Source organism: Enterobacter sp. Res13-Sevr-PEC09-46 (assembly GCF_015672585.1).
In the GTDB taxonomy this organism is placed as follows: domain Bacteria; phylum Pseudomonadota; class Gammaproteobacteria; order Enterobacterales; family Enterobacteriaceae; genus Enterobacter; species Enterobacter hormaechei_C.
Map to the genome: position 1 here is coordinate 469286 of NZ_JADABR010000005.1, position 24306 is coordinate 493591.

At 55.2% G+C, this 24306-nt stretch carries 23 protein-coding genes; 8 read left to right on the top strand and 15 right to left on the bottom strand.

Features of this window, described 5'->3' with window-relative positions; translation table 11 throughout:
- Position 1: 1 nt before the first annotated feature.
- From IMQ56_RS03515 to IMQ56_RS03530, 4 genes are all read right to left on the bottom strand, one after another.
- Positions 2-991: a fimbrial protein gene (locus tag IMQ56_RS03515; protein WP_047733003.1), complete on the bottom strand. Its 990-nt coding sequence runs from the start codon at positions 989-991 to the stop codon at positions 2-4.
- Positions 992-1012: 21 nt separating this feature from the next.
- The gene (locus IMQ56_RS03520; RefSeq protein WP_154598028.1) at positions 1013-3556 is read right to left on the bottom strand and encodes a fimbria/pilus outer membrane usher protein; all 2544 of its coding nucleotides are present in this window, start codon (positions 3554-3556) and stop codon (positions 1013-1015) included.
- A gap of 26 nt (positions 3557-3582) precedes the next feature.
- Positions 3583-4257 (bottom strand): molecular chaperone, encoded by a 675-nt coding sequence (locus tag IMQ56_RS03525; RefSeq protein ID WP_032670288.1) that lies wholly within the window; start codon positions 4255-4257, stop codon positions 3583-3585.
- A 69-nt stretch (positions 4258-4326) separates the two neighbouring features.
- Positions 4327-4863: a fimbrial protein gene (locus tag IMQ56_RS03530; RefSeq protein WP_196063714.1), complete on the bottom strand. Its 537-nt coding sequence runs from the start codon at positions 4861-4863 to the stop codon at positions 4327-4329.
- A 255-nt stretch (positions 4864-5118) separates the two neighbouring features.
- Here IMQ56_RS03530 and ybiB point away from each other — a divergent pair, with 255 nt between their 5' ends.
- Positions 5119-6081 (top strand): DNA-binding protein YbiB, encoded by a 963-nt coding sequence (ybiB, locus tag IMQ56_RS03535; protein ID WP_196063713.1) that lies wholly within the window; start codon positions 5119-5121, stop codon positions 6079-6081.
- A gap of 116 nt (positions 6082-6197) precedes the next feature.
- Here ybiB and ybiJ read toward each other — a convergent pair whose 3' ends face one another.
- From ybiJ to mcbA, 3 genes are all read right to left on the bottom strand, one after another.
- Positions 6198-6458 carry a DUF1471 family protein YbiJ gene (gene ybiJ / locus IMQ56_RS03540; RefSeq protein WP_003858474.1) on the bottom strand — a complete coding sequence of 87 codons (261 nt, stop codon included), beginning with the start codon at positions 6456-6458 and terminating at the stop codon, positions 6198-6200.
- Positions 6459-6743: 285 nt separating this feature from the next.
- Positions 6744-7010, bottom strand: a complete 267-nt coding sequence (locus IMQ56_RS03545) for a DksA/TraR family C4-type zinc finger protein (protein ID WP_017693765.1) — start codon at positions 7008-7010, stop codon at positions 6744-6746.
- Between the two features lie 123 nt (positions 7011-7133).
- The gene (gene mcbA / locus IMQ56_RS03550) at positions 7134-7397 is read right to left on the bottom strand and encodes a DUF1471 family periplasmic protein McbA (RefSeq protein WP_003858470.1); all 264 of its coding nucleotides are present in this window, start codon (positions 7395-7397) and stop codon (positions 7134-7136) included.
- Between the two features lie 242 nt (positions 7398-7639).
- Between mcbA and rlmF the strand changes: the two genes are divergently transcribed.
- Positions 7640-8551 (top strand): 23S rRNA (adenine(1618)-N(6))-methyltransferase RlmF, encoded by a 912-nt coding sequence (gene rlmF / locus IMQ56_RS03555; RefSeq protein WP_032620039.1) that lies wholly within the window; start codon positions 7640-7642, stop codon positions 8549-8551.
- Positions 8552-8596: 45 nt separating this feature from the next.
- Here the strand turns inward: rlmF and ybiO are convergent, their stop codons facing one another.
- The 6 genes from ybiO to rhtA all read right to left on the bottom strand — a co-directional run bounded on the left by ybiO (position 8597) and on the right by rhtA (position 15194).
- The gene (gene ybiO / locus IMQ56_RS03560; protein ID WP_196063776.1) at positions 8597-10807 is read right to left on the bottom strand and encodes a mechanosensitive channel protein; all 2211 of its coding nucleotides are present in this window, start codon (positions 10805-10807) and stop codon (positions 8597-8599) included.
- A gap of 120 nt (positions 10808-10927) precedes the next feature.
- Positions 10928-11650, bottom strand: coding sequence for a glutamine ABC transporter ATP-binding protein GlnQ (gene glnQ, locus IMQ56_RS03565; RefSeq protein WP_023296158.1), 723 nt, complete (start codon positions 11648-11650; stop codon positions 10928-10930).
- Positions 11647-12306, bottom strand: coding sequence for a glutamine ABC transporter permease GlnP (gene glnP / locus IMQ56_RS03570; RefSeq protein WP_003858462.1), 660 nt, complete (start codon positions 12304-12306; stop codon positions 11647-11649). Before glnP ends, glnQ begins: the two co-directional genes overlap by 4 nt.
- A 93-nt stretch (positions 12307-12399) precedes the next feature.
- Positions 12400-13143 (bottom strand): glutamine ABC transporter substrate-binding protein GlnH, encoded by a 744-nt coding sequence (gene glnH / locus IMQ56_RS03575; RefSeq protein ID WP_003858455.1) that lies wholly within the window; start codon positions 13141-13143, stop codon positions 12400-12402.
- A gap of 361 nt (positions 13144-13504) precedes the next feature.
- On the bottom strand, positions 13505-14008 hold the full coding sequence (gene dps, locus IMQ56_RS03580) for a DNA starvation/stationary phase protection protein Dps (RefSeq protein WP_000100801.1): 504 nt from the start codon (positions 14006-14008) through the stop codon (positions 13505-13507).
- A 298-nt stretch (positions 14009-14306) separates the two neighbouring features.
- Positions 14307-15194 carry a threonine/homoserine exporter RhtA gene (gene rhtA, locus IMQ56_RS03585; RefSeq protein ID WP_017384917.1) on the bottom strand — a complete coding sequence of 296 codons (888 nt, stop codon included), beginning with the start codon at positions 15192-15194 and terminating at the stop codon, positions 14307-14309.
- A 354-nt stretch (positions 15195-15548) separates the two neighbouring features.
- On the opposite strand from rhtA, the gene ompX reads away from it, so the two are divergent.
- Complete coding sequence (gene ompX / locus IMQ56_RS03590) at positions 15549-16067, top strand: outer membrane protein OmpX (RefSeq protein WP_003858450.1); 519 nt, start codon at positions 15549-15551, stop codon at positions 16065-16067.
- A 114-nt stretch (positions 16068-16181) separates the two neighbouring features.
- On the opposite strand, the gene IMQ56_RS03595 is transcribed toward ompX, so the two are convergent.
- Both IMQ56_RS03595 and mntS read right to left on the bottom strand, forming a co-directional pair.
- Entirely contained in the window at positions 16182-17765 is a 1584-nt protein-coding gene (locus IMQ56_RS03595; RefSeq protein ID WP_017384916.1) for a phosphoethanolamine transferase, read from the bottom strand.
- A 269-nt stretch (positions 17766-18034) separates the two neighbouring features.
- On the bottom strand, positions 18035-18163 hold the full coding sequence (gene mntS / locus IMQ56_RS03600; protein WP_017384915.1) for a manganase accumulation protein MntS: 129 nt from the start codon (positions 18161-18163) through the stop codon (positions 18035-18037).
- 183 nt (positions 18164-18346) lie between these two features.
- Between mntS and mntR the strand changes: the two genes are divergently transcribed.
- The 5 genes from mntR (at position 18347) to IMQ56_RS03625 (ending at position 24213) form a co-directional block, all read left to right on the top strand.
- Positions 18347-18820: a manganese-binding transcriptional regulator MntR gene (gene mntR, locus IMQ56_RS03605; protein WP_015571059.1), complete on the top strand. Its 474-nt coding sequence runs from the start codon at positions 18347-18349 to the stop codon at positions 18818-18820.
- On the top strand, positions 18817-19926 hold the full coding sequence (locus IMQ56_RS03610; protein ID WP_017384914.1) for an anion transporter: 1110 nt from the start codon (positions 18817-18819) through the stop codon (positions 19924-19926). Before mntR ends, IMQ56_RS03610 begins: the two co-directional genes overlap by 4 nt.
- A 101-nt stretch (positions 19927-20027) precedes the next feature.
- Positions 20028-21122, top strand: a complete 1095-nt coding sequence (locus IMQ56_RS03615; RefSeq protein ID WP_015571057.1) for an HlyD family secretion protein — start codon at positions 20028-20030, stop codon at positions 21120-21122.
- The gene (locus IMQ56_RS03620) at positions 21119-22690 is read left to right on the top strand and encodes a DHA2 family efflux MFS transporter permease subunit (protein WP_015571056.1); all 1572 of its coding nucleotides are present in this window, start codon (positions 21119-21121) and stop codon (positions 22688-22690) included. The genes IMQ56_RS03615 and IMQ56_RS03620 overlap by 4 nt, the downstream gene beginning before the upstream one ends.
- The gene (locus IMQ56_RS03625; RefSeq protein WP_017384913.1) at positions 22690-24213 is read left to right on the top strand and encodes an efflux transporter outer membrane subunit; all 1524 of its coding nucleotides are present in this window, start codon (positions 22690-22692) and stop codon (positions 24211-24213) included. Before IMQ56_RS03620 ends, IMQ56_RS03625 begins: the two co-directional genes overlap by 1 nt.
- Positions 24214-24306: the final 93 nt, after the last annotated feature.

Consider the following 24306-nt stretch of genomic DNA (forward strand, 5'->3'; position numbering starts at 1 on the left):
GTCACTTATAGGCGAGAGTGATGGTTGCTACGGTGTTGGCGGGGCCGGGCGTCACCACATCGCTGGTCTGCTCGTAGCGAACCTGAAAGGGGATATCCAGCGTTTCATTGGCAACGGCCTGGCTTTGGGTGTTGACGTAGGAGTCAAAGGTCGCGATATGGTCATCAAACAGCATTCTTACCCCGACGCCCCTTGCCATGCCCGTCTGCTTCGTCAGTTTGATCACTCCCTCAAATGCCGTTTCGTACCCGTTAGCACTGGTGATTTTTAGCTCAGGCTGAACGGTTGTGTCACAGTTAACGGTGATATTAAACGTCTGAGCGGGGCTGGATAAAAACCCCACGCTCATAAAATCACTGACGGGAAAATCGCCCAAATTAACGGTGAGATTTTTTGGCGAAACAGAGCAGGTGACCTGATGCAAAATGACGTTACCTGAATACGCAATATGGTTAGGGCTGCCGATCCCTTCATGGCCAAAAACGCCAATGCCGAATTCGGTCTGAGACTGCACCAGCGTGCCGGATGTCACGGCGTCGCTTGTTTTCACCAGTTCAAGCGTGACGTCAAAGTTAAACGACTGTGTGCCATCGGTAGAAACATAGGCAACAGGCGTTCCGCGTGAATCGCACTGTACTCCGCCTGCTCCGCTGATTCGCTGACCCTGATCGTTCATTAGTGCGACCCCAATCCCCGGTACGCCGGAATCATAAACGCCCCTGAGCCCGGGAATTTCCGCGCCGGTGCCGTAGTAGCAGGAAACAATTTCCAGACCGCTGTCAATACTCTGATCGCAGTGCCCGGCAACATGAACGCTTTGCTCTGTACCCGGGATAGTTGCGCCAACGGCCAGCGTCGTCGGGACAGAGATGGAGGCCACGTTAATCATTTTGGGCAGATCCGGCGTGGTGCAGGTCGCCTTCGCATGCGGCATAAATAACGCGGCGGTTCCCAGAACCAGTAAGAAAAAGCACTGTTTAATCATTTGCATAATCGTTAGCCTGAACGGTAATCAATGACACTGCGCGGCAGCGTTAATGATGCTGGTTTTCTCTTTCTCATCCGTTAGCGCATAGTCAGCGACGCAGTGCTCGCTCGCCTCCTGTCCCCAGGAAACGTTGAGATGCCCTTGCTGTGGCAGACCCGAGAGGTAAGTCTGGCCGTCATTTCCGACAATAAATTCGCTGTCCTTATCCCCGGTGGTGACCGTTGCGCCGAAGGGCAGCGGTTTACCATTTTGTGTAAGCGTCATCAGGACGCGATTACCCACGCGGGTAGTAAAGCTGGCGCGCACCACGGCCCCTCGGGTCGGCGTCACAATTTGCGCCGCGTGGGTGACGTCGGCATCCTCCGGCAGCGTTTCGGTATCCAGTGCGATGGTGTTATGGCGATACGCGGTCACGAACGGCACGACGGTATAGCCACGGAAGTCAGTCTCCACGCCTGTCTGGTTGGTGATATGGGTGCCGTGCGTACCTGGCGCTTTCACCAGCGCGATGGTTTCACCGAGCGGCTGGCTCAGGGTTATCCCGTTAGCGTGGGCCACCACGCCGCCCTGCAAACCGACGTTCAGGGTCTGCTGATACTTATCCTGACTGACGCCTGCGCTCACTTCGCCGTAGGTCGCTTTGTAATCGGTGTTGATGCTGGTGGAGTTACCGCTGCCGGTGCTGCTGAGCCCTTCCTGGATATTCCAGTTCAGGTTGTCTTCTTTCAGGGCCGTACCGTTAAGACCGATGTTCTGCGTGGTGCCATCTTTGGTGTTGTTCAGGTTGTACGTGGCCCAGGTATTATGCATCCAGCGATCCAGCGGAACCGAAACGCTCAGCGAGAACTGGTTGTCGTTTGTTACCTCATTACCGTCTTCATCGCTGTCGTGAGTGTTTTTGTTCATGCTGTAGCTGAGGCTGTAGCTCACGCCGTGCCAGCTGTTGTTGTAGCTGACGCTCAGGGAGGTCATGTTCTGGCTCTGGCTCCAGTAAGTTTCCTTCACCATGCTCAGCGTCACCGACCCCCAACCTTCTGGCAGCGTCTGGTCAATGGTGGCTTCTGTACGGGCGCGGCGCTGCTGGGGAGCAGACCAGTCGTCAGCGCGGGTATACGACTCCATAGTGTCGTCCAGGGTGTAAAACCCCTTGCTGTTATAGCGATAGCCCGCAAGCGAAAAGTTGGTGCCTGAACCGGCGAAATCTTTGCTGTAGCGTACGCGCCACGACTGGCCCTTGCTGGACTGCTGTTTTTTCAGCAGGGCTCTGGCGCGGGTCACGTCAATGGAGAACGCCCCGAGATCGCCCATGTTTTTCCCGGCGCCGAGCGCCTGGGACTGATAGTGGCTGCTCTGCTGCACGCCGCCGTAGGCCGTGAAGCCGTGAGGTAAACCGTAGATGGCGCTTCCCTGGGCAAACGGGGTCTTTTCAACGTCTTTGTCATAAGAGCGATAACGCCCGGCGGTTACGCTGTAGCGCAGGTTTTTTTCACGCTGCAATACCGGCACGGAGGCAAACGGCACCACGAAATGACTTTCGCTGCCGTCAGTTTCTTTCACCGTGACCTGGAGGTCGCCGCTGCTGCCGGTGGGGTAGAGGTCGTTAATTTCGAATGCGCCCGGCGCGACCGTGTTCTGATAAATCACGTACCCGTTCTGGCGGACCATCACCAGCGCGTTGCTGTGGGCGGTGCCGCGAATAATAGGGGCATAGCCTTTTTCACTGTCCGGCAGCATGTCGTTGTCGGATTTCAGCTCCACGCCGGTGTAGGGGACGCTGTCAAAAACGTCGGAAGGTGAGGTGCTTTGGCCCACCGTCACGTCACTTTTCATTGCCACCATATCGCGTTGCGCATAGGTATAAACGGAGGTGAATTTCTGTTCCTCCTCGTGGCCCGTGGTGCTGCGATTCCAGGTGGAGTAGTTACGAACGCGCCATGCCCCGAGGTTGAAGCCGGGACGCAGGTTAACGTACTGGCTGCTGCTATCCTCTTCACCCTGCTGGCGCGCATGGCTCTGGCTGGCGTTGACGCTGTAATTAAGCAGGCCCGCGTTGATCCCTTCGTCAAACTCTTTCGGGTCGATGTAACCGCGTGGCACCTGTCCGAGCGCCTTTTGCGGAATGCTCAGCAGCAGCTGCTGATTGCGCACGCGAAAGGTCGCGGATGCCGAAGGGATGGCGTGTAGATCGGCGCATTGACCTTCTGCCCTCAGCTGCGGATATTTTTGCGTTTTGATCCCGAGGCTCTTTAATTCGTCCAGTGTAAAACAAGGCTGAAGCGTGCTGGTGCCCTGCGGATCTTTAACTACGTTAAAGGTCACGTCACGGGTATCAATTTTATTGTTATTGATAAATACCGCGACCTGATATTTACCTGGCGCCTGACCGGGACCTTTTTCATAGACAGACAGATCGGTCTTTTCCTGCTGCGGGTTATCAATGTCCAGCAGGGCAGGGTTAAAATAATCATCAGCCAAAACCTGCTGCGCAAAGATCGCCATTGCCAGGCAACAAAAAGTCATCAGCAATGACGAAAATCGGCAGGTGAACGGCTTTTTATGGCTGTACATGATGATTTTATTACCGGGCAATATTACTAATGAACGGGTTTAGACCATGTCTGGCTGATGCTGCCGTAATCCGTAATAATGGAATACACGACGGTCGAGCCTCCGAAATTGCCAGGTAAAGCAAAATGCGTTTCAGTTTTCGGCACAGCCCAGGTGGCTTTCGTGATTTTCTGACCATTCAGGGTGACGGCCTGAAAATTCATATAGAAAGGCGTGGGATTATTCACCACTAAATCATTCCCTTCGCGATGCCATTCAAGTTTATCGGCCATATCTTCTGGTTTGCCTTTTACCGCTGACGGGCGATACAGCAATTTAATTCGGGTGTTAATGGCAATTTGCAGCGTATTTACGCCTTCAACATGCTTTGAGGACGGGATCGCTTTAATATTCAGCCAGTACAGAGATTCCCTGTCTTCCGGTAAATTTCCTCCCGTACGCACCACGCGTAGTACGTTATCTTCTTTCGCATCCAGTCGGAAAAGCGGCGGGGTGATCAGGAACGGTGCTTTGGCCAGGTTTTTACCACCGGAATCGACCCAGGACTGCACCAGATAATCCGTGGTATCCGGGTTTGAAAGACCAAGAGATGATTCCTTTTTATCTCCCTGATAGACCAGACGGGTGCCATTGATCACGACACCCGCCTGTGCCGAGGCTGCTACCAGTAAAAGAGTGCTCAGTAAATAACCGTGGCGCATAAAGATTTCTCAATAAAAAGATGAGATATTAATGCCCGCAAGAGCATTAATATCTCAGGATTGATAAGATCAGTTATAAATAACGGTGAAGGTCGATACAGAGTTAGCAGGGCCCGCAGTAACTGCCGCCTGAGTTTGAATATAACGCGCACCGAACTCCAGGTCGTTAACCGCCGTGCCGGAGGCTAAAGGATATTGCTTCGAAGGGGTATACAGAGTGACAGGCTGCCCGGAAGCGTCCATTAGCTGAATAGCTACACCAGTAGCCGCATCGGTATCGGGCGTTAATGCCAGCGTGGCATTATTATCCGCATCCGGGGTACCACCGAAGTTAATCGCAGCCGAGGTTACGGTTTCCGGACAATTGGTTAACTTAATATCAAACTTCGTGAGTGTGCTGGTAGAGCCTGCGCCGGTAAATACCGTTTTAGATACTTTTCCTAACTGAACATCTAATGGATTACTTAATCCATTCACGACCTGGCAAGCAGAATCGATAATTTCTCCGGTGAAATTAATCTGCCCTTCACCGTTGGTTTCCGCAAATGCGGATGCAGAACACCCCACCGTTGTGGCGATAAACAACCCTAATGCAACCTTGTTCATAGTAAATCCCAATGTGTTTCTGGCAAAAACGTTGCCTGGACGTTTTTACCGTTGACCCTTAATAACTTTCCGATGTTTATTTAATCAAAAAAAGGGCAGGTACGAATCTTTAGTTCCAATCACAAATAATGCAAATAGTGCTTGAGTTTATTTTTTTACCTGAAAACAGCAGGTTGATAATGATCACAAAACACTATCAGGTGCGTGTTCATCGGGCTATATTGTTAACAAGATGATGCTGTCAGGAGAAATGTCGTGGATTACCGCAAAATTATCAAAGAGGTAGGGCGTGGGAAAAACCATGCTCGCGATCTGGACCAGGAAACGGCCCGTACGTTGTACACGCATATGCTGAATGGCGACGTGCCGGATCTGGAAATGGGCGGCATTCTGATTGCGCTGCGCATCAAAGGGGAAGGTGAGGCGGAGATGCGCGGTTTTTATGAGGCCATGCAGTCGCAGACGATGCGTTTAACCCCGCCCGTCACGAAGCCGATGCCGATTGTGATCCCGACCTACAATGGCGCGCGTAAGCAGGCAAACCTCACGCCGCTGCTGGCTATTCTGTTGCAGAAACTCGGTTTCCCGGTGGTGGTGCATGGCGTGAGCGAAGATCCGACGCGCGTGCTGACAGAAACCATTCTGGAATTATTAGGCATCGAACCCACTCTCCATGCTGGCCAGGCGCAGGCAAAGCTGGAGGGGAACCAGCCGGTCTATATTCCCGTGCGCGCGCTCTGCCCACCGCTGGAAAAGCAGCTGGACATGCGCTGGCGCATGGGGGTGCGTAACAGCGCCCACACCCTGGCGAAGCTGGCGACGCCGTTTGCCGAAGACGCCGCGCTGCGTCTTTCCAGCGTCTCCCATCCGGAGTACGTGACGCGGGTCGGTCAATTCTTTGCCGAAATCGGCGGGCGAGCGCTGCTGATGCACGGGACTGAAGGGGAGGTTTACGCCAACCCGCAGCGTTGTCCACAGCTGATGCTGATTGAGCCTGCCGGGACGCGGGTCGTGCTGGAACGTGGGGAAGAGAACAGCGATGTGATCCTGCCTGAGTCGAAAGATCCGCAAGTCACCGCGCACTGGATCGTACAGTGTCTGGCCGGAAAGGTGCCGGTTCCGCAGTCTATCAAGCTGCAAATGGCCTGCTGTCTGCTGGCGGCAGGGGAAGTGGCGTCTGTGAACGCCGGGTTGCAGCGCGTGGCGCAGTCTTTTTAAGCAAAAAAAAGCCCGTCCAGTGGCGGACGGGCAAACAAGGGTAACAACAACAGGGTCAATGAGGGTTGGAGCATCTCACCAGAGGGTAGGGTGAGGGTGGAGCATAATTCGTTCGATTACTTGTAGATAACCGCGGTACCGCTCAGTTTGTTATTACCGTTAGTGGAGGTGATGGTGTATCCACTTGCGCCGGCAGCGGCAGCTTTTTCCGCCAGTTTGGCTTCCAGACCGTCCAGCGTGGTCGCGCCTTCAGCACTCACCACCCCGATTTTGTTCAGATCCTGTGCCTGAGTAGAGGAGACTGGCTCTACGGCGAAAGCGCCGAAAGACAGAGCGGACAGGGCAACAGCGGCAACAGCATATTTGATGGTTTTCATAGGTCAATTCTCGCAGGTTATTCTGTTAAGGGGACGATGTTCCGTCGATGTGATAAGTATCACGGTTTTTAGTGGAAGATAAAATCGAAGAGAATTGACGTGGTTGCTCAAAAAAATTGAATGACAAATAACTTATTGATTATTAATAAATTCAGAAGCGCAATTGACATTTCTTGGGGATGCGCTTTACAGAAGCCATCGGAAGGGCACGTTTTGCTACGCGTTTCGCTAAAAGTCGTGAGCGTAAAGTAAACGGCTGGCGCGGTTAACTTCGGTAAAGGAAAGTCAACGTAACTGGCTGTCTTTCGATCCTCTACGATTATATCCTGAATGTGCCGCATTTTTTGAATCTTTCTCCTGCTGACAGGCAATGCATAGCCGTACGCCAGGAATGGCTTTACGCCGTGCTTCAGGAATCGGATCCCCGCATTCTTCGCATTCCGTCAAACTTTCGCCGCGCGGAATTTCACCGCGAGCACGCGCGACCGCATCTTCAATGGTACTGTTGATCTGTTCGTTAACGGCGTCGTCATTCGCCCAGCCGGAAGCCATCATGTTCTCCTGATCTGTTTAAGCCATTCATCTTAATATGGGGTTAAAAAACGCACAGTCAAGGCGAAGGAAGGAAATGAGAACTGCATCTGCCTGGCAGATGCAGTGTGGGAAAAGAGGGCGTTATTTATAGATGGTCGCGGTGCCGTACATATGGTTATCGCCACCGGCGGCGTTCACCACGAAGCCTTTAGCCCCTTCCTGACGCGCTTTTTCGGCCAGCTTGTCCTGAAGGTCATCAAGGTTGCTTGCCCGGCTGACAGAGACCGTCCCGGCCGCACGTAGCTGGCTGGTGTCGTTGCTGTCGGTCAGAGGTTGAACGGACCAGGCTGAGAACGATGCGCCTGCCAGCGCACCCGCAATAATAAAGGTCAGATACTTTTTCATAATCACATCCTCAGGGGAAACAACAGGTGATTCCTCTTAAGTTTAGAAGCCTGACGCGCGTGATTTAGCGCAAAAATTTGATGATGATCTGCTTATTTTTTGAACGATAAATTCTGACAATTTGCTGACAGATCATAGACATACAGGTTGCTGATTTTCGTCGGTTTTTTGTGCAGCGCAGACAGATATTTACCCCCGCGCCGTCACAGGGTATCTTACGCGGCTGTCTAAAGGAGAATGCCATGACTTCCCAAAAGCCGGGATTGCACCCGCGTAACCGCCACCGTAGCCGCTACGACATGAAAGCCCTGTGCCTGAGCTGCCCGGAATTGCAGGATTTTATCGTTCAGACACCAGCCGGTGAACCGTCGGTAAACTTTGCCGATCCGCTGGCGGTTAAGACGCTGAACAAAGCGCTGCTGGCCCATTTTTATGGCGTTACGCACTGGGACATCCCGGATGGCTTTCTCTGCCCACCGGTGCCAGGACGTGCGGATTATGTCCATCATCTTGCCGATCTGCTGGCGGATGACAATGGCGGCGTGGTGCCGAAACAGGCCACCGTGCTTGATATCGGTACGGGCGCGAACCTGATCTACCCCCTGATAGGCGCACATGAGTACCAGTGGCGGTTTACCGGCAGCGAGATCGGCGCCGAAGCCTTCGCCAGCGCGCAGGCCATTATCAACGCTAACCCGGGGTTAAGCCGGGCCGTTCGTTTGCGTCGTCAAAAGGATGCCGCTGCTATTTTCAACGGCATTATTCACAAGAACGAACAATATGATGCCACCCTGTGCAACCCGCCCTTCCACGACTCCGCCGCCTCCGCACGTGCGGGAAGTGAACGCAAGCGGCGTAACCTGGGCCAGGCTGAAGACGGCGCGCTGAACTTTGGCGGCCAGCAGCAGGAGCTGTGGTGCGAGGGAGGGGAAGTGGCATTTATTTTGCGCATGATTGCCGAGAGTAAGGGCTTCGGTCGTCAGGTGAAATGGTTTACCACGCTGGTCTCCCGCGGCGATAACCTGCCGCCGCTTTACCGCGCGCTGACCGACGTCGGCGCGGTGAAGGTAATCAAAAAAGAGATGGCGCAGGGCCAGAAGCAGAGCCGCTTTATCGCCTGGACCTTTATGGACGATAACAAACGCCGCAAATAGCCCCCCATCGCAGGCCGGGTAAGGCGAAGCCGCCACCCGGCTCGGTTACAGCGTCGGCTCTTGCGGAGGGAGCGGCGAAGCGGGCGGCGATAATACCTGATACGTCTGCACCGGCGCTCTCACGTTCGCCAGATCGAAGTGTTTTTTCACCATGCTGTCGAGGGCGAAGCGCACCGTCCACTGCTTCAGCGGCTGGGTGGTGAACGACACGCGCAGGGTAAAGGCAGTGTTCGTTAGCCCGACGATGCCCGCGAACGACGGTTCACCAATCACCAGCCCGCGAATATCCTCCATCTCCATCAGTTCGCTCACCGCATCCCGCAGCGCCTGCTTCGCCTTATCTGCATCCTCATGACGATCGACATCATAATTCGCCACCACCGAACCAATGCCGCGCACAAAGTTGGCAAAGGTGGTGATCGATGACCACGGAATAATGTGGTACGCGCCGGTATCCTGACGTACGCCGACGGAGCGAATGGACATCCTCTCCACCGTGCCGGTGAGCGGTCCGATGGTCACCAGATCCCCGGTGTTCATCCCGTTCTCAAACTGGATAAAAATGCCGGTGATAATATCCTTCACCAGCGTCTGCGAACCAAAGGAGATCGCCAGCCCCAGGGCACCGGCACCCGCCAGCAGCGGGGCGATATTCACGCCGATTTCCGACAGTACAATCATGATGGTGATGGTGCTGATGATCACCGCCAGCGCGTTGCGGCACAGGGTCAGCAGCGTGCGGGCGCGGGCGCTCGGCAGCGGCCTGCCGTGGACATCCGACACCAGACGGTTTTCGATAAGGCTTGCCAGCAGCGTCCAGCCGACGGCGGAGAAGAACAGGATCAGCGCGATACGAATAAGAATATCAACGGTCTTTTCCCCCGCGCCGTTATGCAGCCAGTTCCAGAAATCAAACAGCCCCCACGCGTTCAGCAGCAGCATAATTGCCACGCAGACCGTCAGAATACGCGCCACCTTCAGGGATACCGTCATCCAGCCATTTACCCGCTTTTGCAGTTCCGGGTAGTTACGCTGAACCTGCGACGACAGGGTGATCGTTTTCGACAGCCAGCGGGAAAGCAGGCCAGAGACAAAGGCCGCGATGCCGATAATCGCCAGGCTTTTGAACGTCGCCCCCATCATAAATTTCAGGCTATTGCCCGGATCGAACAGGGAGAAGAAACAGAGCACAATAAAATAGGCGCTGGCCAGCCAGTGCCACACCAGCGCAAAGGCGCGAATAAAGAGGCTGAAAAAGGAGAGGGAGCGATCGGCCAGGTGCAGCAGGCTGTCGGTGATCGCTTTTTTATTGTGGAAGATGAGGTACAGCGCCCAGACGGTAATGCACAGCATGATCAGCACGTTCGCCAGCGCCCCGAACTGCACGTTAACCTGGTTGGAAATAATCGGCACGGCAACCAGCAGGCCATAACCGATCAACCCGCTCAGCACGCTGAGCCGCACCGCCCAGTATTTGGCGCTCTGATCCGAAATGGCGAAGGGGCGAAGGTCCGGCACGCGCGGGCAGAAGATCAACCGCAGGAGGGCTTTAAAGAACTCAATCAGGGCAAAGGCATTGAGGAACAGTCCCTGCTGAAACGCGATGGTTTTGTTTCCGGTATTAAGTCGGTCGGCCAGCATCTGGCCGACAAACAGCGTCAGGGCCAGCAGCAGCAAATCGATGACAAACGCCCCGGTAATCATTGCCGGAAGATGCAGCCAGCTGCTTTTATGCTGATTCTTTTTGCGTCCCCACTGGCCCATTTTCCGGTAAAGCGGCCAGACAGACAGGCGCAACAGCCAGTAAAAAATGAAGACGGCGCCAGCCAGAATAGCAAACTGGGTGGCGGCTGCGGAAAAGGTGTGAGGATTAAAAGGCTTATGTGAGGTGCCAACCAGGTTGCGATAGAGCTGGGCAAAACGCGACGACAGGGCTTCCCCGTAGCGGCGACTGATGTCGGTGACGTTTTCCAGCACCGTTTTTTCTTCTTCGGCTTCCGGCGGCGCAATAGCAGGAACCGGATCCTGAGGCGGCGTGGCGGCCACCTTCCTCAGCTGATCGATCAGCTCCTGTCGGGACGTGTCGTTCTCAAGCACGTCGGCCAGCGCGCCGTAGGCGGCTTTTTTCTTTTCAGCGTCTGGCTCTGGCGGCGCATTTTGCTGGGTGGCGGTGGCTCCGGTGGTAACGCCGGGAAGGGTTACAGCAAGTGATGGCGCGCTAAACAGGCTAAACAGTAGCAACAGGATCCACGGCACGGCGTCCTCCGACAAAAATATCGTGCAAAATGATAAGTATAGAGCGCGGGGAGCGGAGGGGAGTTTTTGGGAACAATCCGGCGTAAAAAAGCCGGGCATGCCCGGCTCTGGGTGTGTCTATCAGGAGACGTGTTGCAGGAACTCCTGGAGGCGCTGGCTTGGTGGGTTCGCAATCAGCGCCTGCGGATTCCCGTCTTCCGCGATACGGCCCTTATCAATGAAGATCAGACGGGACGCCACCTTTTCGGCAAAGCCGATTTCGTGGGTAACGATCACCATCGTCATGCCTTCTTCCGCCAGATCCTGCATAACTTTCAGCACTTCGTGACGCAGCTCCGGGTCGAGTGCCGACGTTGGCTCATCGAACAGCATCATCTTTGGCTTCACCGCCAGCGCACGGGCAATGGCCACGCGCTGCTGCTGGCCGCCGGACAGCTCGGAAGGATAGTGGTGGGCACGCTCCGCCAGACCAACCTTCGCCAGCAGATCTCTTGCCAGCGCTTCCGCTGCCGCTTTGCTGGCCCCGCGCACGCGCAGAGGACCAAACATCACGTTTTCCAGCGCCGTGAGGTGCGGGAACAGGTAGAACTGCTGGAACACCATGCCCGCTTCCTGGCGGATCAGGCGCTCGTCCACTTTCGGATCGTTAACCTTCAGACCATCGACGATCAAATCGCCGCTGGTGATCTCCTCAAGCTTGTTAATGCAGCGCAGCAGGGTGGATTTACCGGAACCGGACGGCCCGATGATCACCACCACTTCGCCCTGCCTGATGTTCAAATCGATATTGTGCAGCACCTGGGTTGGGCCAAAGTGCTTGGAAACGTTTTTAAATTCAATCACAGGATTTTCATCCTTCTTTCAAGACGACGCAGAACAAAGCTCAGGACAAGCGTGATAATCAGGTAGACAACGGCGACCGCACTCCAGATTTCCAGAGCGCGGAAGTTACCCGCGATGATCTCCTGGCCCTGACGGGTCAGCTCGGCCACGCCGATAACAATAAACAGCGAGGTGTCTTTAATGCTGATGATCCACTGGTTACCCAGCGGCGGCAGCATGCGGCGCAGCGCCAGCGGCAGGATCACGTGACGGATGGTTTCGCGACGGGAAAGACCTAACGCCAGGCCGGCTTCGCTGAAGCCTTTATGAATCGACAGCACCGCACCGCGGGTAATTTCCGCAATGTAGGCGCCGGAGTTGATCATGATGGTGACAACGGCGGCGCTGAACGGGTCGATGCGCAGGTCGGTGAAGGCCATCGGCAGGGCGAAGTAGATGAACATGACCTGCACCACAATGGGGGTGCCGCGGATCACTTCGATGAAAACCAGTGCGATGTGGTTTGCAATCCAGCCGCCGTAGGTGCGGGCGAAACCGGCCACCAGACCGATAATCAACCCGCCAACCAGACCGAGGACCGAAATCCACAGGGTCATTTTAGCGCCTTCAAGCAAGAGAGGAATGGCAGGCCAGATGGCGCTCCAGTCAAACTGCATGATGTATTCCTGTATACCGTGGTGAAAAACAAAAAACGTAGGCCCGGTAAGCGGAAGCGCCACCGGGCGTTACAAACCTGAAGTCAGGTGAAATTATTTAGGCTCGGTACCGAACCATTTTTTGTAGATTTCGTTATAGGTGCCGTTCTCTTTCAGGGTTTTCAGCGCGCCGTTAACTTTGTTACGCAGGTCGTCGCTGCCTTTCGGGAACGCAATACCGTACTGCTGAGCTTCCAGGGAATCACCTACCGCTTTGAACTTGCCATTACCGGCGGTTTTGATGAAGTAAAGGATGTTAGGCGTGTCGTGCAGCACCGCGTCAGCGCGGTTGGTGCCCAGTTCCATGTAAGCGTTGTCGATGTTCGGGAACTGACGCAGGTCTTTGGTTTTGATGTTGGCTTTCGCGTAATCAACGGAGCCGGTGCCGCTCTTCACGGCGACCACTTTACCGTCGAGATCTTTCACGCTTTTCACGTCGTTGTTATCCGCTTTCACCATCACCAGCAGGCCGCTTTTGTAGTAGCCGTCAGAGAAGTCGATGGCTTTTTTACGTTCTTCGGTAATGGTGATGCCTGCCAGCGCCAGGTCAACGTTTTTGGTTTGCAGTGCCGGGATAATGCCGCTGAAATCCATTGGCTTCAGGGTGTAATCCAGTTTGAGTTCTTTTGCGACAGCGGCCCACAGATCCACGTCAAAACCAACGTATTTATCACCCTGTTTGAATTCAAACGGTACGAACGCCGTGTCAGTCGCCACAACCAGTTTGTCGGCAGCCTGCGAGGACACCGCAAACGCCAGGGTAAGTGCAGCCAGTGAAACTTTTAATACAGACTTCATAGCATTTCCTTTTATATCCACGGGGCGATCCCCTGCGAGAACCTCAGGCACAATGAAAAAATCGTGCCAATTTTGCAAGTTGTTGTTTTGCAAAGGGGATGATGTCACGCATTGCACAAAAAGCGTGGCAATTTTGCCAGGTTGCACCAGAATGGAGCACCGTTTTGGTGCGCTTCGTTAAGGTCTTTTGACAGGGGGATATTTAGCGCAGAATCTGACGAAAAAACAATCTTCCGTTAACGGTTGTGTGAGGTGATTATTACATTTTATTCACTTTTGCGGCCGTTGCGGGCAAAAGTGCGCACCATAAATGTGCAAAACCCCCGCCAGGGGCGAGGGTTATTCGGACAATCCGCAGGGATTATTCGATGTTGGACTCGATGAACCACAGGAACTGATCCAGGTCGCGTGATGCGGCAGTGAAGATATCAGCGGTATCTTCGTCTTTGGCTTCGCCAATCGCTTTACGAACATCGTTCGCCACAATCGCGTAACGATCAGCCAGCTCTTTCAGGTGATCCTGAACGGTATGGATATCCAGCGGATAGCTTTTCAGTGGCGTTTTGCTGTTGATCACCTGTGTGGTACCCAGTGCCACGCCACCCAGCTGTACGGCGCGTTCGGCCATGGTATCCAGGTGAGTCACCAGTGCTGTGCGGAAGCCATCCAGCATTTCATGAACGGCAATAAAGTTTGCACCGCGCATATTCCAGTGGGCCTGTTTGGTGATCAGCGAAAGATCGATGAACTGGACCACCTGGCGATTCAGCAACTCGATGGTCGCTTTTTTATCGCTATCCGATACATCGTTACGGGTATAAAGCAGATTAGACGCTTTCGTTTTCACCAGTTTAGCGGTACTCATAATCTCATATCCTCTTGATGTTTGTGTCCCAGGTAATTACGGGACTAAGTATAGCACCGGATTTTTTCTCTGCGGTTTGGCTCTGCCTATCGGTTTAATAGCGAAAGGAAGGTTGTATTATCAACCATTTGAAAAGTAAGTGGTTTATTTAAATTGATACAGATCAATCTTAATTCACTCTCCAGGAAAGCGAGCAGGTGAAATATTTTGGCAATAGGAGAGAGTTTGTAAGAAATTATTTGAGCGACTGACGTGGCGTATATTCTGCATGGCGGGTTAGCCATGCAGAATTTAAGGTTTAGTTGAGGTCTATTTTTTCCACTTTAGGTTCCGGACGCATGGTCAGGGTGGAGCCCATTGACGCCGCGATAATGGAACAGAGCGCCAGCGTTTGTACCAGGGTCAGGGTTTCACCGAGGAAAATCATTCCTGAGATGGCGGCCAGCGCGGGCTCCATGCTCATGAGCGTACCAAAAATGCGTGTGGGCAGGCGCGTCAGGGCGATCATCTCCAGAGAGTAGGGCAGCGCCGTGGAGAGAATGGCAACCGCCAGCCCAACCGGCAGGATTGACCATTGCCATATTGAGTCTGTCGCTTGTGCCATTCCAATCGGGACAAAGATAACGGCGGCAATCAGCGAGCCTAAGGCGACCGTCGCGGGGCCGTGCTCTTCCCCCGCACGCTGGCCAGTGAGAATATACACCGCCCAGCATGCCCCCGCGCCCAGCGCCAGAGCTGCCCCTGTCAGATCGATTTGTGAAACGCTTTGCCCGAGCGGCAGCAGGAACCATAGCCCCAGCACGGCCAGTACGACCCAGATAAAGTCTACCGGACGACGAGAAGAGAAGAGGGCAACCGCCAGCGGGCCGGTAAATTCAAGCGCGACCGCGATCCCCAGCGGGATCGTCTGAATAGAGAGATAGAACATGTAGTTCATCCCTCCCAGCGCCAGCCCATAAAAAAGCAGTGGCAGTCGCTGCTCCTTTTTAAACCGTAGCCGCCAGGGTTTAAAAACAACCACGAGGATCAGGGTGCCTAATGCGATACGCAGCGCCGTGACGCCGGGCGCACCAACCAGCGGAAACAGCGATTTTGCCAGCGACGCACCGCTTTGTATGGACATCATCGCGATAAGTATGACTGCCACCGGCATCCAGACCGACGATTTACGAGGTAAACCTGGCATCCTTTCTCCTGTCAATTTATGTCAAATGAGGTAAAAGTCGCAGTGTAATGGAAATAAGCTGCAACGGTTGAGCTACTGTTGAAAAAAATCCAGGGAAAATCCGTAAAATGAGAAAACGTTGATGATTTTATCGCCTGAAAGATTAGGAATAATCTGGATGAACTAAATGGCGATGACGCGCACTATTAGCATTTACAGGTGAAAATCTGGAGTTATTTGAACGAGATAGCTGGTGCTGGAAATGTTCTGTTACAGGAAAGGTCGCATTAGACATCGTGAATGACAAAGAGTTTCACAGAATTTTTTGATATATTTAAAACTTACGGACTTACTTGAAGCACATTTGAGGTGGTTATGAAAAAAATTGCATGTCTTTCAGCACTGGCAGCTGTTCTGGCTGTTTCCGCAGGTACCGCTGTAGCGGCAACTTCTACTGTAACCGGTGGTTACGCTCAGAGCGATATGCAGGGCGTGATGAACAAAACCAACGGTTTCAACCTGAAGTACCGTTACGAGCAAGACAACAACCCGCTGGGTGTGATCGGTTCTTTCACTTACACCGAGAAAGATCGTACTGAAAATGGCTCTTACAATAAAGGTCAGTACTACGGCATCACCGCGGGTCCTGCTTACCGCCTGAATGACTGGGCAAGCATCTACGGTGTTGTAGGTGTTGGCTACGGTAAATTCCAGCAGACCGAAAACCAGGGTCTGAACCGTACTGCAAGCAACAGCGACTATGGTTTCTCCTATGGCGCAGGTATGCAGTTCAACCCAATCGAAAACGTTGCTCTGGACTTCTCCTATGAGCAGAGCCGTATCCGCAACGTTGACGTTGGCACCTGGATCGCGGGCGTAGGTTACCGCTTCTAATCACTTCGGTGAGCCAGTAAAAAATCCGCCCAATGTGGCGGATTTTTTTTGTTTGTACCCTCTCCCCGTGGGAGAGGGCCGGTGAGGGCATCAGCCCGCACGAAACGGCAGAAATTACTTACTCTTAATATCGAAAATATCCGTCCCAAGATGGTTATAGTCGACTTTCTGTAACTTAAAGTTGGTAATGTAAACTGGCGGGCCCTTCTTCCCGGAGATAAACGGGTAATCATTTTTTATCTCTTTCGCCTTAATCCCCGTCCATTGTGAGAAGAATTTCAGGAAATCGTTCGCGGAACGGCGCGCTTTGATGATGCGATGCGTTTTGTCATCACTCGACAGCACCATAAACGGTACCTGGAAGTTTTGCTGGAACTTGTCATCGTGTGCCAGATACTGCACCTGTTTACCGCGCTCCTTAAATGCCAGACCGTGGTCAGAGAAATAGACCATCGAGAAGCTGTCGCCGCTGTTGCGCAGCTGTGCGTACAGCTTGCTGAGCAGATCGTCGGTTTGCGTCATGGTGTAGAGATAACACGAGGTCTCTTTGGATTGCACAAACTCCGCATATTTTCCCCCGGTACGATCGCATGCCTGCGGGTGTGACCCCATCAGGTGCAGGACAATCAGCTGCGGCTGGGTGCGCTGAGTAGCAAAGACCTGCGCCGTCATTTTTAGCAACGCTTCATCTTTTGTGTTTTTATCGGCTTCGAAATCACCGCTTTTCAGGAACTGTACCTCGTCGGCACGCTTCGCGATGCTGGCGATGGCGGTATCATACTCGCCGATCTGTCCCTGGTTAGAGAACCACCATGTCTGAAAACCTGCCCGGTTGGCCAGGGTGACAAAATTATCCTGAAACTGCGGTTTTCCATCCACCACGCGGTTGAGCGTCAGACCGAGTGATTTCTGCGTCGAGCCGCTGGCCGCCACGTAGTCGGTAAACAGCGTACCGTTAACGGCGCTGGCAAACGGCGTGTTATCCCAGTGACCGCCAAACGCGCCGAGCGCATCGCGACGCGCGCTTTCACCGATCACCACCACGTAGGTGTGATACTTCGGTTTCACCGCCAGCACATTCCAGGTGTCTTTCATGGTGGAAAGCTCGGCCATACGCGCCTGCTCGTCGAGCACTTCCTCGTTATTCACCACCACGTCTTTGACGAAGCGAAACACCGGATACCCGGTATCTTTAAGCTTAAACACGCCGCCCCAGGCCAGATTTTGTACCGGTGCAACAAAAAACGTCACCACGCTAAAGGCCAGGCACAGGCTTTCAATTTTACCCCATGCCTTTTTCCCGACGGGCTTACGACGAACCGCAATCACGCCGAGGGCAAAAATGAAAAGGCCAACCACGTAGTTGTACCACGGAAAGATCGTCAGGATCTCTGTGGACTCTTCCATATTGGTGGAGTGGAGCGCCAGCAGAGTATTAAAGTTCGGCGCGCCATAGGCCTGGCCAAACGGGAAATAGGCGGCAGCAATCAGAGAACAGATCCCGATAAGCACTTTCTGCACGCGCGGTGCGCTTCGCCAGAGCAGGTGAAGAATACAGGTGAATCCGACGGCATAAAGCAGGCTAAAGGGGTAGCCAAGAGCAAAGTTAATCAACAGCGATTGCAAAAAATAGAATCCCGTCCACGGGCTTAAGGCCCGGCTGCGGGTAACAAGTGTATCAATCAGGGTTACGTTCATAGATCACTATCACGAAAACGCCATGTGCTCACCCTGGCGTCAAGGGTCAAAGCCTGCCGGACAGTGCGTGGAAAGGGAATGAGAGGTCCGCTTCAGCGAGCCGCAAATTGTGCAGGGCTGCAAGAAGATAGTGCGAGCGTGAATTAAGGTCAACAGTTGCTAAACAGATGTTTTGCGAAGGGGGCTGCAAATCCGCAAAAATAATCGGGAACAGGCCAGTTTACAACGTAAGTGTGACGGGAAAATGAAGCGGCGTACCGCGACGCCGCTTAGTGGGAAGAATTGTCGTCCTGCTGCGGTTTGGCGTTAAACATATCGCACAGCATGTTCAACAGCATCAGGCGCACTTTAAAAGGAGAGTGGGTAAACACGTTCATACACCTCTTGAATTCATTCATAAGACCTCCTGATTCATGATCCCTTCGATCCGTGAAGGGTGACTGCATTACATACAGATATAGCACAGGCTATATTGTATAGCTATGGCTAATTCGTTAATTTTTTGTGCTTGTAGAGCTATGGTTTACAATGTGCGCTCCGTTACAGGGCGCTGGAAGCGTCAACCCCATTGAGGAAGCACAATGAACCGTCGCGCAGGTAAGCCAACAACAAAAAAAACGACGCAACTGGTGAACGTTGAAGAGCATGTGGAAGGCTTCCGCCAGGTGCGTGAGGCGCACCGCCGGGAGCTGATTGATGATTATGTCGAACTGATCTCTGATCTGATCCGTGAGGTTGGAGAAGCGCGCCAGGTGGATATGGCCGCACGCCTGGGGGTGTCGCAGCCAACCGTTGCCAAAATGTTAAAACGTCTGGCGTCGGTCGGGCTGATCGAAATGATCCCCTGGCGCGGGGTGTTTCTCACCGCTGAGGGCGAGAAGCTGGCGCAGGAGAGCCGCGAGCGACACCAGATCGTCGAGAATTTTTTACTGGTGCTGGGCGTCAGCCCGGAAATTGCCCGTCGGGATGCCGAAGGTATGGAACACCACGTCAGTGAAGAGACGCTGTTGAAGTTCCGCGAGTTTACGCTCAAATACGGTCCCTCCGCTGAATGAACATCCCCGGCTTGCAGGCCCTGAAACGCGATCGCTTTTTCCATCTTTTACTGATCACTGGCGTTGGGCTCAGCGTCTTTGTGCCCTTCACGCCGCACACCTGGCCGGCGGCCATAGACTGGCGCACCATTATTACTCTGAGCGGTTTGATGATGCTCACCAAAGGCGTGGAGCTGAGCGGCTATTTTGACGTGCTGGGGCGCAAAATGGTGCGCCGCTTCGCCACCGAGCGCAAGCTGGCCCTGTTTATGGTCTTTTCGGCGGCGCTGTTGTCGACGTTTCTCACTAATGACGTGGCGCTTTTTATCGTGGTGCCGCTTACGCTCACGCTGCGTAAGCTGTGCGAAATACCGGTTACCCGTCTGATTATCTTTGAAGCGCTGGCCGTCAATGCGGGCTCGCTGCTCACGCCTATCGGTAACCCGCAGAACATTCTGCTGTGGGGACGCTCCGGCCTGTCGTTTACCGCGTTTACCGGGCAGATGGCGCCGCTGGCGCTGGCGATCGTGGCGTCGCTGCTGGCGGTGGGCTGGTTTGCTTTCCCGAATAAATCGTTGCAGTACCACAGCGGTACAACCGGCCCCCAGTGGCAGCCGCGTCTCGTCTGGAGCTGCCTGGGGCTGTATATCGTTTTCCTTATCGCGCTGGAGTTAAACCAGGCGCTGGCGGGCGCGCTGCTGGTGGCGTGCGGCTTCCTGTTCCTCGCCCGGCGGGTGCTGGTGAGCGTTGACTGGACGCTGCTGCTGGTGTTTATGGCGATGTTTATTGACGTCCATCTCCTGATCCAGCTCCCTGTATTGCAGAACGTTCTCCATAGCGTCAGCGGTCTGTCACAGCCGGGATTATGGCTGACGGCGATTGGTCTCTCGCAAGTGATCAGTAACGTGCCGTCCACCATTTTGCTGCTTAACTATGTTCCCCCAACGGTACTGCTGGCGTGGGCGGTCAACGTCGGCGGCTTTGGGCTGCTGCCTGGCTCGCTGGCCAACCTCATCGCCCTGCGGATGGCCAACGATCGCCGCATCTGGTGGCGCTTCCATTTATGGTCAATCCCGATGCTGCTCTGGTCAGCGGCGGTCGGTTTCGGACTATTCCTTCTCATATAGTGCGCAATTTGTCAGTTTTTCCTGGCAAATGTATAGCAACGTCCTAGCTTTAGTGAACGGCATAGTGTGATGCCGCTCACTGACAGGACTGTTGCTGAACTATGGCAGAAGATCAAAACCCACCTGCTGACGAGCAGGATCAAAACAATAACGAGCGCAAGCGCCCGGGGAAAAAACCGTTAATTATCCTTGGCATCGTGGTCATCGTGATGGTGATTGTGGCGCTGGTCTGGTGGTTTTTAACCCGTAACGAAGAGACCACCGACGACGCCTTCACCGACGGCGACGTAGTAACCATTGCCCCAAAAACGGCAGGCTACGTCACCGAACTTCGCGTGCGGGATAACCAGCGCGTGAAGAAAGGGGATGTGCTGGTGGTGATCGATCCGCGTGATACCACCGCCCAGCGCGATCAGGCCCAGGCCCAGCTTGGGCTGGCGGTTGCGCAGCTGCATCAGGCGCAGGCGCAGCTGGCGCTCTCGAAGGTGCAATATCCCGCCCAGCGCGATGAAGCCAAAGCCCAGGTACTGAAAGCCCAGGCGGATATGGCCAACGCGCAGGCGGAGTACCGCCGTCAGCGCGGCGTTGACCCGCGCGCGACCACGCAACAAAGTATCGATGCCGCGAACGCTCAGTTGCGCAGTGCCCAGGCTGGCCTTGCCAGCGCCCAGGCGCAGCTGGAAGTGGCGGAGCAGGTACAGCTGCAAATTCGCCAGCAGGAGACCAACGTCGAAGCCCGCGAACGGCAGGTCGATCAGGCCAGAGCGCAGCTGGAAACCGCCAACCTGAACCTCTCTTACACCGAAGTCCGCGCCCCGTTCGACGGTTTTGTCACCAAACGCAACGTCCAGCCCGGTACGCTGGTGCAGGCAGGTACGGCGCTGTTCTCGCTGGTTTCCCCGAACGTGTGGGTGGTGGCGAACTTCAAGGAGTCGCAGCTTGAGCGCATGAAGCCGGGCGACAAAGTGACCGTGTCCGTCGATGCCTGGCCGGATATGGAGCTGGAAGGCCATATCGACAGCATCCAGCAGGGCAGCGGCTCGCGCTTCTCCGCCTTCCCGTCGGAAAACGCCACCGGTAACTTTGTGAAGATCGTTCAGCGCGTGCCGGTGAAAATCGTCATTGATAAAGGGCTGGATCCGAACAAGCCGCTGCCGCTGGGGCTGTCGGTTGAACCGAAGGTCACCGTGGAATGACGGATCACAGCCACGATAACTGGAAGCCCGCCAGTAACCCGTGGGCGGTGGCGATTGTGGTCACCCTGGCGGTGTTTATGGAAATTCTGGACACCACCATCGTCAACGTGGCGTTGCCCCACGTCGCGGGGTCGCTCTCGGCCAGCTATGACGAATCCACCTGGGTGCTCACCAGCTACCTGGTGGCGAACGGCATCGTGCTGCCGATTTCGGCCTTTCTGAGCCGCCTGTTTGGTCGCAAGCAGTTCTTCCTGATCTGCATTGTGATGTTCACCATCTGCTCGTTCCTGTGCGGCATCGCCACCGAGCTATGGCAAATCATCCTGTTCCGCGTGATGCAGGGGTTCTTTGGCGGCGGATTGCAGCCTACCCAGCAGTCGGTGCTACTCGACTACTTCAAGCCGGAGGACAGGGGCAAAGCCTTTGGCCTTTCATCCATTGCCATTATCGTCGCGCCGGTACTCGGTCCCACGCTGGGGGGCTGGATCACCGATAACTACTCCTGGCGCTGGGTGTTCTTTATCAATATCCCGGTAGGGATTGTGACGGTGCTGGCCATCTATCAGCTGCTGGAAGATCCGCCGTGGGAGAAAAAGTCGGAAGAGAAGCTCACCGTCGACTGGACGGGGATCGGCCTGATCGCCCTCGGCCTTGGCTGTTTGCAGGTGATGCTCGACCGGGGCGAAGATGATGACTGGTTCTATTCGAACTTTATCCGCACCTTCGCAGTACTGACGCTGGTCGGCATTATCGGCGCGATCTACTGGCTGATGTATGCCAGAAAGCCGGTGGTGGATCTGCACTGTATGAAGGACCGCAACTTTGCGATCTCCAGCCTGCTGATGGCGGGGATGGCGATGATCCTGTACGGCAGTTCGGTGGTTATTCCGCAGCTGGCGCAGCAGGATTTGGGCTATACCGCCACCTGGTCCGGGCTGGTGCTCTCGCCCGGCGCGGTGCTGATTGTGCTGACCATCCCGCTGGTGCTGAAGCTGATGCCGGTGGTGCAGACGCGCTGGATCATCGCCTTCGGCTTTACCTGCCTGGCGGTGTCGTTCTTCTGGTCCCGCACGCTGACGCCGGATATCGACTTCGAAACGCTGGTGCTGTTCCGCAGCGCGCAGTCGATTGGACTGGGGTTCCTGTTTGTGCCGCTGACCACCATCGCCTTTATCTCGATCCCGAGGCGGCTCAATGCCGACGCAGCGGCGCTGTTTACCATGTTCCGCAACGTGGCCGGCTCGATTGGGATTTCTCTCTCGACGGCGGCGATCACCGAGCGCTCGCAGGCGCACAGCGCGCATCTGGCTTACCACGCTTCGCCGTTTAACGAGCAGTTCCAGCTGGCGATTCGCGAAAGCGCCCAGGCGATCCAGAACTTCACCACTCAGGTGGGCGATCCGACCGGCATTGCCACCGGGCGGATGTACCAGACGATGATCGAGCAGTCGCGCTTTCTGGCCTACATCGACGTCTTCACCATTCTGAGCGCGGTGGCCCTATTACTGATTCCGTTTTGTTTGTTGCTCTCGCCGGTTAAGAGCGAGGGGAGTGCAGGAGCACACTGATGATACACAGACGTTTACACCCCCTGATGATAATGATGCTGCTGGTGGGCTGCGCCGTCGGGCCGGACTACCAACAGCCTGCACCGCCCGCCACCACGCACTGGAACGATAAGGGCGACAGCGCGGTGAAATCGCAAACTTCCTCCGCGGCCACTAACCCGCGCTGGTGGAAAACCTTCGGCTCGCCGCAGCTCGACAGCCTGATTGAACGCGCCATCGCCGGGAATCTGACGCTACAGCAAACGGTATTACGCATTGCCGGCGCGCGCGAACAGATTAACCAGGCCGGCGGGGCGTTTTTCCCGTCGGTGAATGGCAATGTGCAGGCGACGCGCCAGCAGCTTGGGCTGGAAGGTGAGCTGAAATCCCACGGCGTGTATGACCAGTTGAATAATGTCGATCCTGAACTGCGGGGCGCGTTAGGCCCGCTGACGCAGCCGATAAACCTCTATCAGGGCAGCTTCGACGCCCAGTGGGAAATCGACCTGTGGGGCAAGGTGCGCCGTCAGGTAGAAGCGGCTGAGGCGCAGCAGCGGGCGGCGATCGAGCAGCGTAACGATGCGCTGGTCTCGCTGGAAGCCGAAGTGGCGCGGGCGTGGCTACAGCTGCGTGGGGCGCAGAGCATCATTGCCACGCTTAATACGCAAATTGAAAGCGCACAGCAGACGCTGGATCTGACCGAAAGCCGCCAGCGGGGCGGGCTGTCGCCGCAGATGGACGTGGAGAACGCCCGGGCGCAGCTGGGCAATCTTGAAGCGCAGCTGCCGCAGTATCAGGCGCAGGAACGCCAGGCGATGAACGGGCTGGCGATCCTGCTCGGCAAACCTCCGGGCGCGCTGGATGCCGAACTGCAATCCGTGCAGCCGATGCCTGCCCTGCCAGATATTGTGCAGACCGGTATTCCGTCGACGCTGGCCCGCCGTCGCCCGGACGTGCGCGAAGCCGAGGCGAATCTCCATGCCGCCACGGCGCAGATTGGCGTCTCGGTGGCAGAACTGTTCCCGAGCTTTACCCTCTCCGGACAGTTTGGCCTGCGCAACAGTGAATCTAACTGGCTGACCGACTGGAGCAGCCACTTCTACAGCTTTGGCCCGCAGGTTTCCATACCGATTTTCCAGGGCGGTCGGCTGGTCTCCAGCGTCAAGGTGGCGCGCGCGCAGCAGGGGGCGGCAGTGCTGGACTATCGCCAGACGGTACTGACGGCGCTCGGCGACGTTGAAAACGCGCTGGTGAGCTATCGCACCGACCAGCAGCGTGAAGCGGGCCTGGCGAAAACCATCGACGCGCTGCAAAACGCCTTTGATCTCGCCAGCGACAGCTACCGGCAGGGGATCGCCAGCTTTATTGACGTGCTGGACGCCCAGCGTCAGCTCGCTCAGGCCGAACAGCAGCGGGCGCAGGCGCAGGTGCAGAGCGCGCTTGACCTGGTGGCGCTCTACAAAGCCCTCGGCGGCGGCTGGGAGCCGTATCAGCAGGTACGGCTGCCAGACTACAGCGTCTTTGGCGACGCCCCGCGCGGATAGATTCAGAGGATTGGGCAAGAAACGGACAGGAACGCCACATTCGCGATGGCTGGGGGGCGGGTATAACTAACAGACACCCAATCGACATGCGAG

Excerpts from the sequence above, each read along its gene's own strand:
- IMQ56_RS03515 (WP_047733003.1), bottom strand. The coding sequence starts at position 991 with ATGCAAATGATTAAACAGTGCTTTTTCTTACTGGTTCTGGGAACCGCC.
- IMQ56_RS03520 (WP_154598028.1), bottom strand. The coding sequence starts at position 3,556 with ATGTACAGCCATAAAAAGCCGTTCACCTGCCGATTTTCGTCATTGCTG.
- IMQ56_RS03525 (WP_032670288.1), bottom strand. The coding sequence starts at position 4,257 with ATGCGCCACGGTTATTTACTGAGCACTCTTTTACTGGTAGCAGCCTCG.
- IMQ56_RS03530 (WP_196063714.1), bottom strand. The coding sequence starts at position 4,863 with ATGAACAAGGTTGCATTAGGGTTGTTTATCGCCACAACGGTGGGGTGT.
- ybiJ (WP_003858474.1), bottom strand. The coding sequence starts at position 6,458 with ATGAAAACCATCAAATATGCTGTTGCCGCTGTTGCCCTGTCCGCTCTG.
- IMQ56_RS03545 (WP_017693765.1), bottom strand. The coding sequence starts at position 7,010 with ATGGCTTCCGGCTGGGCGAATGACGACGCCGTTAACGAACAGATCAAC.
- mcbA (WP_003858470.1), bottom strand. The coding sequence starts at position 7,397 with ATGAAAAAGTATCTGACCTTTATTATTGCGGGTGCGCTGGCAGGCGCA.
- rlmF (WP_032620039.1), top strand. The coding sequence starts at position 7,640 with ATGACTTCCCAAAAGCCGGGATTGCACCCGCGTAACCGCCACCGTAGC.
- glnP (WP_003858462.1), bottom strand. The coding sequence starts at position 12,306 with ATGCAGTTTGACTGGAGCGCCATCTGGCCTGCCATTCCTCTCTTGCTT.
- glnH (WP_003858455.1), bottom strand. The coding sequence starts at position 13,143 with ATGAAGTCTGTATTAAAAGTTTCACTGGCTGCACTTACCCTGGCGTTT.
- dps (WP_000100801.1), bottom strand. The coding sequence starts at position 14,008 with ATGAGTACCGCTAAACTGGTGAAAACGAAAGCGTCTAATCTGCTTTAT.
- rhtA (WP_017384917.1), bottom strand. The coding sequence starts at position 15,194 with ATGCCAGGTTTACCTCGTAAATCGTCGGTCTGGATGCCGGTGGCAGTC.
- ompX (WP_003858450.1), top strand. The coding sequence starts at position 15,549 with ATGAAAAAAATTGCATGTCTTTCAGCACTGGCAGCTGTTCTGGCTGTT.
- IMQ56_RS03595 (WP_017384916.1), bottom strand. The coding sequence starts at position 17,765 with ATGAACGTAACCCTGATTGATACACTTGTTACCCGCAGCCGGGCCTTA.
- mntS (WP_017384915.1), bottom strand. The coding sequence starts at position 18,163 with ATGAATGAATTCAAGAGGTGTATGAACGTGTTTACCCACTCTCCTTTT.
- mntR (WP_015571059.1), top strand. The coding sequence starts at position 18,347 with ATGAACCGTCGCGCAGGTAAGCCAACAACAAAAAAAACGACGCAACTG.
- IMQ56_RS03610 (WP_017384914.1), top strand. The coding sequence starts at position 18,817 with ATGAACATCCCCGGCTTGCAGGCCCTGAAACGCGATCGCTTTTTCCAT.
- IMQ56_RS03615 (WP_015571057.1), top strand. The coding sequence starts at position 20,028 with ATGGCAGAAGATCAAAACCCACCTGCTGACGAGCAGGATCAAAACAAT.
- IMQ56_RS03620 (WP_015571056.1), top strand. The coding sequence starts at position 21,119 with ATGACGGATCACAGCCACGATAACTGGAAGCCCGCCAGTAACCCGTGG.
- IMQ56_RS03625 (WP_017384913.1), top strand. The coding sequence starts at position 22,690 with ATGATACACAGACGTTTACACCCCCTGATGATAATGATGCTGCTGGTG.